Raw genomic sequence first — 10,627 nt, 5'->3', positions numbered from 1 at the left:
CGAAGCTGCGGTCGGCTGCAAGGTCATCAACATCATGACCAGCCTTGGCATGCCAGTATCCCAGCGCCTCGTCTGAACCCCAGGGCTAAGGGGTGCATGCGGCCCACCTCTCAATTATGCACCAACGTCCCCCGTCATGATTTCCAGGTCCTCCTTTCCAGACAAAGCAGCCAGAACAGAAAGAGCACGCTTCCGAAATAGCCTACCTGAAGAAGCAGCGCACAGGCCAGCGTTGTGACGATTACTGTGCGGATGGAATGCGGGACGAAGCAGACCATTAGAGCGTTGGTGTACAGGACCAGCCGCAGGACGCGATCAAAGATCCTGAAGGGCAACGCCGTTCTCGCTGGTTTGTCCGTCAGATCATGCAGCAACCTTGTCGGCCGCAACATGGGTCTGGCAGTTCTTCGGGCAGACACGGGCGCAGGCTCCGCAGCCAACGCAGCGGCCGGGATGATCAACGACCATGATCATGCGATTGAGCTGGCCATCGAAGTCGTCGTCCTCGCCGTCGCAGACCCCGAGGATTTCACCCGTGTCATCGATGCCGTAAAGGTGCATGACCTCGCGCGAGCAGACCTTGAAGCAGCGGCCGCAGCCGATGCAGGTCGCGCCATCGATCGCGGTCAGATAGTCCGGCATCCACCTGGAGCCGTCGCGGGTGACGAAAGGGCCCGTCATCGTAAACTCTCCAACGTTGCGAGCTCTCGCTTAGCAGCGTCCGACTCCGCAAATGCGTTGAACGTTTTCTCGGCGACCGCCTTGATCTCGGTCCAGTTGACCGGAAGGTCCTCGGCAAGATCTTGCAATTCTATCTTCGCAGTTTCCGCGCGCCACTGCAGCTTGCGGACCTTCTTCTGCAGCTCTTTAAGGTCTGGCATGATCCCCTTCCTCGAGAACCGGTTTCATCACGCCCGCGCCACGTCGGGATAGGCTTCGATGACGGCGATCGCATCGTCGACCAGTTTCGTACTGGCCGCAGCGAGTTTCCAAAGCGCCTCGAAGCCGAACTGATGGACGTCGTGCAGGGTCTTCGTCAGAACGACCAACCGCCCGGTCGTGAGAAGCACGCACCCGAAGCCCTCATGGCTCATCTCCATCATCGGCGATGCCATCAGGCCGGAGCGCTCCTCGATCGCAATCCCGACGGCCTTGTAAAAAAGGTCGAGCCGCCACAGCACGTCCGGATCGTGTTCGCCGATGATCGGGATCGCACGGCGCTCTTCCTTGGTGACGATGAAGTCGGCCAGCAGCTCGGCATCCGATTGGCCTTCCCATGACCCATAAGAATCCTGAGCGCGGATTAGCCGCACTAGGCATTTGACAAAAGGGGTGGCAAGGGCTGTTTCGTCCTCGTTGATAGCAGGGCTAACCGCGGCATCAGACATCTCGCGTTCTCCTCATTTCAGTCCTCGAAGGACGGTTTCTTGTCGGGGACGCCTGCTTCCGCCAGCACCTTGCGCAACCAGGGCGGAGGAGCCGTCCTGAGCATTGTCTGGGTGCGCGACAGTACGTCTTCGATGGATTGGGACTGAGGCACCTTGACCGGTTGGATTTTTGCCGAAACAAGCTTGGCTGCCGAAGGCCCGCCGATAGCCAGGCAAAACAGAAGATGGCAGCCCTTCAACGCCTCCACCTTCGGGGTGATGCGGTCGTCGCCCTCGGTCCGATGCTTCCCACTCTCGTCGGAAACGTCATCGAAGGCCACGGCTTCCACGAAATTCCACGCGTCGGGCGTCACGTCGTAGACGGCAAAGCGCTTGGCCGACCCGAAATGGGCGTTGAGGCCTTTCATGTCTTGCGTAACGATCGCTACGCGCAATGCGCCGGCTTGCCGCTCCGGCATCAATGCGTGAACCGCGTCAGTGACGAGCGAGAGGCGACGAACGAGAGTCATCTGGCATGTCTCGGTTACGGAATGGATCAAGAGTCTCAGGCGTCGGCGCGTGCTGGTTGGCCTGGAAGATGTTGGCGATCTCGAAGATCAGGTCGCGCGTCCCTTGATAGAGGATTGTGAGCTTGTGCTGACTGCCGAGCCGGTCGAAGATCGGGAAGCCAACGCGCATGAGCGGAATGCCGAGTCGCTCCGCCGCTTGGCGTCCGTGCGAATGGGTGACGAGAAGATCAGCGCCGGCGGCAAGACCTTCCAGATCGCCGAGATCGCCAACCTGGACCGATTCCGCCGGCACTTGATCGAGAATTTTCGACGTATCGGTCGTGGTGACGGCGGCCGCGATGTCGGAGCCCATGCCGATGAAGAAGGTCGCAAGCTGGTAGAGCTGGTCTGGTTCGGCGGCGATCGCAATTCTCTTGCCGCCGAAATGGAAATGTCCGTCGAGCAACGCATCCTGCAGTTGCGCCCGGCGACGGCGGAGCTTGGCCGGCACCGCGGCGCCCGAAATCGCGGACAGCAGCGAGACGAACCGGTCGACGCCTTTCAATCCGGTCAGCGACTGGAACAGCACGTAAGGCACGCCGGTCAACCGGTGCAGCACCTCAGCCGGGCGGTGCATATGCTCGCCGATGGCGATGCAGTGCGCCACCGTGCCAAGCTCGCGGATCTCGTCGATGGTCGTCCCGCCATATGTGGTCGGAATCCAGCGATCAGGAACCGTGCCGTCGAGTGCGCCGGAAACATCCGGGAAAATCACCGCTTGCAGTCCAAAGCTCTCCACTGTCTCGTGTAGATGCTCGATATCGGCAACGGTCAGATTCCAGCCGGGCAGGATGGCGATCTTTTTTGTGTCTCGCGCCTGTTTGCCTGACCGCGTGATGGTCTCGATCATGGCCGTGACGGCCGTGGCCCAGCCGTCTTCGATCGCGCCGTGGAAATCCGGTGTGTTGGCCAGCACGACCTTCGTGCCGGCGAGTTCTTCGCCACGTTTCGCTCTGATATTGGCGATGTCGCTTGCGAAGTCTTCACCACGGGTTTCCACCAGCGCCGTCGTGCAGACCCCGATCAGCTTCGGATTGGTGCGGGTCTTGAGGTTGAGGATCGCCTCCTCCAAATGGTCCGCCCCACCGAGGATCGTTGCGACCTCATCCATCGCCGTTGTCTGCAGCGGGATCGTCTCCTTGAAATGCCGCACGAAAAGCACCAGCGCGAAGCTGGTGCAGCCTTGGCTGCCGTGAAACAGCGGCATCGCACCCTCGACGCCAAGAAAGGCGAAGGCCGCGCCCAGTGGCTGCGACGACTTCAGCGGGTTGACCGCCGCCGATTTGGTCTGGGGAAGGATGCGGACCATCGGCGTACCTCAACACTCACCGAAGTCGCCGGCCGTCGTGCCGGCGAATTCTTTGAAGGCGTCGACGGTAGCTCTTGTTCCCTCTTCTCCCAGCATCTCCTCCTCCACGGCAGGCAGGCAATCCCACGGTGCCGGCTCCCGCACCTGACACCAGATCGGGTTGTGAATGGCGAGGTCGATCTGGCGTACGAGTTCCACCATGCCGTCATAGCCGGCATAGGGATGGTGACGCTCTTGGTTGATGTCGAGCCAGGGGATCTTGGCCTTCAGCGCGATGAATTGCGTGCGCCCGCCCGACAGCATGATGTCGGCCTTGTGCTGTGAGAGCATGGCGTAAAGCTCGCGCGGCGCCATCGACTCGAACATGTGGTTCTCGTCCTTGAGGATCTGTTTGATGCGCTCCTTGTCTTCCACCGTCGATTTCTTGACCGAGGTGCCGATGATCTCAATGCCGATTTCCATCAGCGCATGGACGACCGACCAGGACTTCACACCGCCGGTGTTGAGCAGCACGCGCTTGCCTTCGAGCCTCGGCCGGTAAGCCTCAAGCTTCTTCCACGCAATTGCCTCCTCCTCTGCAATCAGCGCCTCGGTGCGGTCGAGGATCTCCGGATCGGCACCCTTCCTCACGAGCAGGTCAGCGATTTGCCGAAGCGCTTCCGAGGTGTCGGTGATGCCGTAGAAGGATCCCTCGAAGAACGGGATGTCCCAGCGCTCCTCCATCTTGCGGGCGAGATTGATGAGCGCGGTCGAACATACCATCATCGCTGCCCGGGCGCGGTGCGCGGAGGCAACGTCGAGGTAGCGCGCGTCACCTGGAATGCAGGCGCGCACCCGGATGCCGAGCCGATCAAGGAGCGGCTTCACCAGCCAGAACTCGCCGGAGAGGTTGAATTCGCCAAGGATATTGATGTCGTAAGGGCCGGCATCGTCGGGCTCCACCGTGCCGATGACATGATCGAGCAACGCCTCGCCGGCGAGCTTGTTGCCAAGATTCTTGGAGCCGACGAAGCCGGGCGCATTGATGGGCACCACCGGCAAGCCGAACTTTTCCGCCGCGCGCTTGCAGACCGCCTCGATGTCGTCGCCGATCAGCGCCGTCACGCAGGTCGAATAGACGAAGATCGCCGGCGGCGCATACGCTTCCTTGATCTCGCGGATCGCTTTGAAGAGCTTCCGCTCGCTCTGCCCCATGACCATGTCGAGTTCGCTGAGGTCGGTCGTGAAGCTTGTGCGCCACAGCGTTGGCCCGGACGAAGCCGCGCCGCGGTTGTCCCAGGAATTGCCCTCGCAGGCGAGCGGCGCATGGATCAGATGCGCGATGTCGGTGATCGGCTGCAGCACAATCTTGGCGCCGTCGAAGGCGCAGCCGCCGGCCGCCGCCCCGGGGGTCAGCGGCTTCGAACAGCCCTTTTTGCGCGCCTTGGCATCCTTGCCGTGGTTCTTCTCGCAGGCGGGCTCGTTGAAGACATCCTGGATTTTGGCACTGAGCGAGAACATGGCGCCGGTCTCCAAAGGCCATCGGAAGACGGCCGGCCTCGACGAAGGCCGGCCGCCACTCTTAGCGGGTGAGATCATACGAATAGTCCGTCACGCCCGGCTCGATCGTCTCGCGATCGAGCTTGTCGAAAATCTTGTCGAGGATCGTCGTTAGGACGCGCAGCCCGCCTTGGTAGCCCATGAGCGGGAAGCGATGGTGATGGTGCCGGTCGAAGATCGGAAACGTCAGCCGGATCAGCGGCGTACCGGTGTCGCGCTCCAGATACTTGCCATAGGAGTTGCCAATCAGCAGGTCCACCGGCTCGGTGAAGAGCAGCGAGCGCATCGCCCAGAGGTCCTTGCCCGCCCAGACCTGGGCATCCTTGCCGAAGGGCGAGGATGCAAGCAGTTCCTTCATCTCGGCTTCCCAGGTCGCCGTGCCGTTGGTGGCGAGGCAGTGGGTCGGCTCGCCACCGGTCTCCATGATGAACCGGGTTATGGCGTAGACGAAGTCAGGGTCGCCGTAGATCGCGTATTTCTTGCCGTGCAGCCAGGACTGGCTGTCTGCCATGGCGTCGATCAATCGGCCGCGTTCCAGGCGGATGGCCTCGGGGATTTCCTTGCCGGAGATCGCCGACACCTTCATCAGGAACTCGTCGGTCGCCTGGACGCCGAGCGGGTAATGGAACGAGGCCGTCGCCTGCCCGACTTCCGCGCAATAGTTCAGCGTATGGCGGGTGTTGTAATGCTGTAGCGACAGTGTCGCCTCGGCGTTAAGCGCCGCCTTCACGTCCTCGATCTTGGTGCCGCCGTCATACATGCGGAACTCGCCGTCCGACGGCGTGTCGAACTGGTCAGAGGCGTCCTGGATGAAGATGTAGGACACATCCATCAGGTCGAGCAGGCGCCTCACTTCCCGGTTGTTGCCGACGCAGAAGCCGTCGAAACCCGGAATGATGTTGATGGTGCCAGCGGCTTGCGTGCGCTCCTTGTTATCCCAAAAATGCTCCAGCACGCCTTCCACCATGCTGTCATAGCCATCGATATGGCTGCCGACGAACGCCGGCGTGTGAGCGAAAGGCACATCGAAGTCACGCGGGACTGAGCCTTCGTTCTTGGCGTTCTCAATGAAGCCGTGCAGGTCGTCGCCAATGACCTCCGCCATACAGGTGGTCGAGACGGCGATCATCTTTGGGTCGTAGAGCGTGTAGGTGTTGGCGAGCCCGTCAACCATGTTCTTCAGGCCGCCGAACACTGCCGCGTCCTCGGTCATCGAGGAGGAAACGGCGGACGCAGGTTCCTTGAAATGGCGCGACAGGTGCGAGCGGTAATAGGCCACGCAGCCCTGGCTGCCATGGACGAAGGACATCGTCCGCTCGAAGCCCGCGGCCGCGAACACTGCGCCGAGCGGCTGGCAGGCCTTGGCGGGGTTCACGACGAGCGCTTCGCGAGCGAGGTTTTTTTCGCGGTATTCCCAGGTCTTGGTGAACTCGCGTTGATCAGTAACGACCTGATCCGGGTGCGGACATTCGAAATTCAGCTTCTTCGCGGCGAGCATCTGCCTGTATTCCGGCTCGCGAAACAGGGGAGCATGATCGAGAACTTTTTCGGCCGACTGCGGCATGGTGGTCACCTCTTCCATCTGGCCGCGCCATACGGCGGCACAGGGATGTCGAGACGTTTCAGGTCTCCCGCGGATCAAAGCCTGCGGGCGTTCATCGGCCTCCCTGCCCGTGGGAGGCCAGGTCTCATTCGGCGGCCATCGCCGCTAGCGGCACGGCCTTTTTCTTCCAGGGAGCGTCGTAGAGGTCCCAGACCGGGTTGTTGATGGCCAGATCCATGTCGCGGGCGAAGATGGCAAAACCGTCATAGCCGTGATACGGGCCGGAATAATCCCAGGAGTGCATCTGACGGAACGGGATGCCCATCTTCTGTACCGGGTACTTCTCCTTGATGCCGGAGCCAACGAGATCAGGGCGGATCCCCTCAATGAACTTCTCCAGCTCGTAACCGGTCACGTCGTCATAGATCAGCGTACCTTTCTTCACGTAATGGCCAGTGCGCTGATAGTCATCGTTGTGGCCGAACTCGTAGCCGGTGCCGACGATCTCCATGCCGAGATCCTCGTAGGCCGTGATGACGTGACGGGGACGCAGGCCGCCGACATAGAGCATCACCGTCTTGCCCTCGAGGCGCGGCCGGTACTTGGCCATGACCGCATCGACCAAGGGCCGGTACTTGGCGATGACGGCCTCGGTCTTGTCCTCGATCTCCGGCCCGAAATGCTTGGCAATCTTGCGCAGAGAGGCTTCGATCTGGGAGGGGCCAAAGAAATTGTATTCCATCCAGGCGATGCCGTACTTTTCCTCCATGTGCCGGCAGATGTAGTTCATCGACCGGTAGCAGTGGATGAGGTTGAGCTTAGCCTTCGGCGCGCGCTCGATCTCGGCGAGCGTGGCGTCCCCCGACCAGTTGCCGACCACGCGCAGCCCCATCTCCTCGAGCAGGATGCGCGAGGCCCAGGCGTCGCCGCCGATATTGTAGTCGCCGATGACGTTGACGTCGTAAGCGCTGGGCTCGAACTCGACTTCCTTCTTGTCGAAGACCCAGTCGCGGATCGCGTCGTTAGCGATGTGGTGGCCGAGCGATTGCGAGACACCGCGGAAGCCCTCGCAGCGCACCGGCACAATCGTCTTGTCGTGCTCCTTGGCCTTCTTGCGCGACACCGCCTCGATATCGTCGCCAATCAGGCCGATCGGGCATTCGGACTGCACGGTGATGCCCTTGTTCAGCGGAAACAGTTCCTCGATCTCGTCGATGACCTGTTCCAGCTTCTTGTCGCCACCGAAAACGATGTCCTTCTCCTGGAAGTCGGAGGTGAACTGCATCGTCACGAACGTGTCGATGCCTGTCATGCCGGTGTAGTAGTTGCGGCGCTGCGACCAGGAATATTGACCGCAACCGACTGGTCCGTGCGAGATGTGGACCATATCCTTGACCGGACCCCACACCACACCTTTGGAGCCGGCATAGGCGCAGCCGCGGATTGTCATCACGCCCGGAATGGACTTGATGTTCGATTTGACGTCGCATTCGGACAGGACCTTGCCCGCCTCGCCGATCTCATCCCCGCGCGAGGCAACACTGAGGTGCTTCTTGCGGCGCTTCGCCGCCTTGTCTGGATATTGCGACAGCACTTCCTCGATAAGCTTCTCATGGAGAGCGCCATCATTCTCGTGGTCCAGGCTCATGGGACCTGCCCCTTTCAAGGTTCGGGTGACGCCTCGCCGACGAGGCGCCGTTTATGGAAAGACACGCCGGGTCAAGGTCGGCGCCTCCTGTCGGCAGCGGCGGTTACCGGGCGGCCGCCCGCGTCGCTTCCTTGGCCTGAAGCTCGGCAAGCATCTGCTCGTCGGTCTTCATGATGCCGAAGTCGAGCAGCATGTCCTCGAGCTCTTCCATGGTGATCGGGGTCGGAATGGTGCCCTGGCCCGAATTGGCATGGATTTTCTCGGCCAGCGCGCGGTATTCCCCGGCCTGTTTGGAGTCCGGCGCGTACTGGATCACTGTCATCTTCCTGAGCTCGGCGTGCTGGACGATGTTGTCGCGCGGCACGAAGTGGATGAGCTTGGAATTGAGCTTGGCCGCCAGCGCCTCGGCGAGATCGAGCTCACGGTCGGTCTGGCGCTCGTTGCAGATCAGGCCGCCGAGCCGCACGCCGCCCGCATGGGCATATTTCAGGATGCCCTTGGCGATGTTGTTGGCGGCATAGAGCGCCATCATCTCGCCGGACATGACGATGTAGATTTCCTGGGCCTTGTTCTCGCGGATCGGCATCGCGAAGCCGCCGCACACCACGTCGCCGAGCACGTCATAGGAGACATAGTCGACATCGTTATAGGCGCCGTTCTCCTCGAGGAAGTTGATCGAGGTGATGACGCCGCGGCCAGCGCAGCCGACGCCCGGCTCGGGGCCGCCGGACTCCACGCACTTGATGCCTCGGTAGCCGACCTTGAGTACGTCCTCGAGTTCGAGGTCTTCCACCGAACCTTCCTGTGCCGCGAGATGCAGGACGGTGTCCTGCGCCTTCGCGTTCAGGATCAGGCGGGTGGAGTCGGCTTTGGGGTCGCAGCCAACGATGAGGATCTTCTGCCCGAGGTCGACAAGGGCGGCGAGCGTGTTTTGGGAGGTAGTGGATTTGCCGATGCCTCCTTTCCCATAGAATGCGATCTGACGCAGACCTGCCATGTTGATTCCTTCCTTCGTTTCATCGATCGCGGTTACCCGCGCTATGCATGTCGATCGGCAGCTCCTGCCGCCCCGCGACGAGAGAGTTTCAAAACTCGTGCCAATTTGGCGGATCGAGCCGAAGAACGAACTTTGCGATTGTTTTTCAGCGATTTAGCCTGAGGCGACACAAGTGACAGGCTCAACAAGCCTGTGTCACAGAGCCGACAAACCCGACAGAAGGTGTCGGATGGCGTGACCTGCGATCGCTATACGTTGACCTCGCTGGAGAGCCATAAGGGCTGGCGATCTATCAGCGTACGCACAGCTGGATCAACGAGCGTCGAAATGGAGGCCTTTGCACATCCAAGCTCCCCCAGTGGAAGGCTTCATGCCGGATATCTGTTGCCTTTCCGTTTGCGGAAGAACGCAACGAGCGAGATCGCCACCAGACGGCATCGGGACCTGACGATCTTCACACTGGATGATGGCGACCCGCAAAGGCCGATGACTTCACCGCCCGCATGTTCGACGCCATCAATGGTATGATGCTCGATGTTCTGGCCGCCGTGGCCCGCAAGGACTACGAGGACCGCCGCCGCCGTCAGGCCCAGGGGGCAGGCAAAGGCCAAGGTTGCAGGCCGCTACAAGGGACTCCCAGAGAACACTGTCCGCAATGCCGGGATCATCTCGATGCTCAAGGTCGGGGCATCATGGTCGAATATTCAGGCTGCTACCAGGTGCAGCCGAGCGACAATCGCCAAACTCGCAAAGCGGGCGTAGAACACAGGGCCGCATAGCGTCCTTTGCAACGGGTTCAAACAGGCTCGGATTAGGAAATCAAATCTGCTTCGACCTGCTGGGTGTTGCGGCAAGCCTCGACATACTTTCTTGAGGTAAAACACCAGGACAATTCCAGATTATTCTGGATAACTCGCTGGTCATGGCATGCGGACGCCGACTTTAGCCAACCTTTAATGATATCTTGTTAGATTGGCAATCGGCGCTTTAGCAACTATGCAGTGGCGTCTAAATGACATGGTGAGGCGGGCAAAGTGAGCGCAACGGCCGAGGAAATGTCGACCATTCGTTCGATTTCACCTTTCCGTTATCCAGGCGGAAAGGCATTTCTTTATAAGTATTTACTTGAGCGGCTGAAATCTCTTCCTGCAGGACCTCGGTACTATGCCGAGCCGTTCTGCGGTGGTGCTGGCGCGGCCGTAATCCTTCTGAAGCTAGGCGCTGTTGACCAACTCCACCTCAATGATGCTGATCCTAAGGTTTACTCTGCTTGGAAGTTTATCCTCGACGAGCCCGAGCGCTTTTCCGAAGCAATTCTTAGAACGCCTGTCGACCTCCAAACATGGCATGCGTCCCGCAAGATCGTCGAAAGTTCCAGTGAGTCCAGCTTCGAGCTTGGTTTCGCGACGTTTTTCCTCAACCGGACGAGCCGCTCGGGTATAGTGATCGGAGCTGGGCCGATTGGCGGCTACGATCAGCGGGGCAAATGGAAGATCGACGCCCGCTTCAATCGGGATGCCTTGGCCGACTTTTAATTACCCATAGATTTGCGCTCCGATCCTGGCGCCGAGTTCGATGTCCATCAGGCGCGAAAGTCCTCTCCACATGACGGTGTTGCCTGGCGGCGGATCATGCCCACGCGCGAGATAGCCGCC

General features: G+C 60.5%; 11 protein-coding genes and 1 pseudogene. 2 read left to right on the top strand and 10 right to left on the bottom strand.

Features of this window, described 5'->3' with window-relative positions; genetic code table 11:
• Positions 1-134 precede the first annotated feature (134 nt).
• The 10 genes from FS320_RS30860 to nifH form a co-directional block, all read right to left on the bottom strand.
• Positions 135-278: an exopolysaccharide production repressor protein gene (locus FS320_RS30860; RefSeq protein ID WP_244627505.1), complete on the bottom strand. Its 144-nt coding sequence runs from the start codon at positions 276-278 to the stop codon at positions 135-137.
• An 85-nt stretch (positions 279-363) separates the two neighbouring features.
• Complete coding sequence (gene fdxB / locus FS320_RS30855; RefSeq protein WP_152716176.1) at positions 364-681, bottom strand: ferredoxin III, nif-specific; 318 nt, start codon at positions 679-681, stop codon at positions 364-366.
• Positions 678-881 carry a CCE_0567 family metalloprotein gene (locus FS320_RS30850; RefSeq protein ID WP_152716174.1) on the bottom strand — a complete coding sequence of 68 codons (204 nt, stop codon included), beginning with the start codon at positions 879-881 and terminating at the stop codon, positions 678-680. Before FS320_RS30850 ends, fdxB begins: the two co-directional genes overlap by 4 nt.
• Positions 882-908: 27 nt before the next feature.
• On the bottom strand, positions 909-1,388 hold the full coding sequence (locus FS320_RS30845) for a NifX-associated nitrogen fixation protein (protein WP_152716172.1): 480 nt from the start codon (positions 1,386-1,388) through the stop codon (positions 909-911).
• Positions 1,389-1,405: 17 nt separating this feature from the next.
• Positions 1,406-1,897: a nitrogen fixation protein NifX gene (nifX, locus tag FS320_RS30840; protein WP_152716170.1), complete on the bottom strand. Its 492-nt coding sequence runs from the start codon at positions 1,895-1,897 to the stop codon at positions 1,406-1,408.
• The gene (nifN, locus tag FS320_RS30835) at positions 1,863-3,245 is read right to left on the bottom strand and encodes a nitrogenase iron-molybdenum cofactor biosynthesis protein NifN (protein WP_152716169.1); all 1,383 of its coding nucleotides are present in this window, start codon (positions 3,243-3,245) and stop codon (positions 1,863-1,865) included. Before nifN ends, nifX begins: the two co-directional genes overlap by 35 nt.
• Positions 3,246-3,254: 9 nt before the next feature.
• Entirely contained in the window at positions 3,255-4,745 is a 1,491-nt protein-coding gene (gene nifE / locus FS320_RS30830; RefSeq protein WP_152716167.1) for a nitrogenase iron-molybdenum cofactor biosynthesis protein NifE, read from the bottom strand.
• A gap of 61 nt (positions 4,746-4,806) precedes the next feature.
• On the bottom strand, positions 4,807-6,348 hold the full coding sequence (gene nifK, locus FS320_RS30825) for a nitrogenase molybdenum-iron protein subunit beta (RefSeq protein WP_152716177.1): 1,542 nt from the start codon (positions 6,346-6,348) through the stop codon (positions 4,807-4,809).
• Positions 6,349-6,472: 124 nt separating this feature from the next.
• On the bottom strand, positions 6,473-7,975 hold the full coding sequence (gene nifD / locus FS320_RS30820; RefSeq protein ID WP_152716165.1) for a nitrogenase molybdenum-iron protein alpha chain: 1,503 nt from the start codon (positions 7,973-7,975) through the stop codon (positions 6,473-6,475).
• A gap of 103 nt (positions 7,976-8,078) precedes the next feature.
• Positions 8,079-8,972: a nitrogenase iron protein gene (nifH, locus tag FS320_RS30815; RefSeq protein ID WP_152716163.1), complete on the bottom strand. Its 894-nt coding sequence runs from the start codon at positions 8,970-8,972 to the stop codon at positions 8,079-8,081.
• A gap of 482 nt (positions 8,973-9,454) precedes the next feature.
• On the opposite strand from nifH, the pseudogene FS320_RS30810 reads away from it, so the two are divergent.
• Positions 9,455-9,734, top strand: a pseudogene (locus FS320_RS30810) (resolvase); the annotation flags it as partial.
• Positions 9,735-10,006: 272 nt separating this feature from the next.
• Positions 10,007-10,507, top strand: coding sequence for a DNA adenine methylase (locus FS320_RS30805; protein WP_338105554.1), 501 nt, complete (start codon positions 10,007-10,009; stop codon positions 10,505-10,507).
• Positions 10,508-10,627: the final 120 nt, after the last annotated feature.

It is taken from the genome of Microvirga tunisiensis (assembly GCF_009296175.1).
GTDB lineage: Bacteria > Pseudomonadota > Alphaproteobacteria > Rhizobiales > Beijerinckiaceae > Microvirga > Microvirga tunisiensis.
The sequence above is the reverse complement of the archived record's forward strand: the minus strand, read 5'-3'. Positions and strand labels throughout refer to the sequence as shown.